General features: G+C 36.5%; 1 protein-coding gene. It reads right to left on the bottom strand.

Features of this window, described 5'->3' with window-relative positions; translation table 11 throughout:
• Positions 1-243 (bottom strand): hypothetical protein (locus tag PZC42_RS24595; protein ID WP_498041200.1); only part of this gene is annotated, 243 nt, incomplete at its 3' end.
• Between the last annotated feature and the right edge of the window lie 31 nt (positions 244-274).

Below are 274 nucleotides of genomic sequence, written 5' to 3'. Positions count from 1 at the left end.
CGGATTAAATAGTTCATCAATTTCTTCCTGTGTAAGACAAGAGGTAACTTTGGTGTCTTCTTCTAAAAGTGGTTTGAAATCCACTTGATTGTCCCAGGAATAAGCTGTCTTAGGTTGAACTAAGTCATAAGCTTCTTCTCGTGTCATTCCTTTTTCAATCAATTTGAGCATAACACGTTGACTATAAATCAAACCAAAAGTTGATTCCATATTGCGCATCATATTTTCCGGGAAGACAGTCAAGTTCTTAACAATATTGCCAAAACGGTTGAGC

The sequence above is a fragment of the Isoptericola croceus genome, assembly GCF_029382255.1.
Lineage (GTDB): Bacteria > Actinomycetota > Actinomycetes > Actinomycetales > Cellulomonadaceae > Isoptericola > Isoptericola croceus.
Note: the sequence above shows the minus strand (reverse complement) of the source record. Positions and strands in the feature narration are given on the sequence as shown.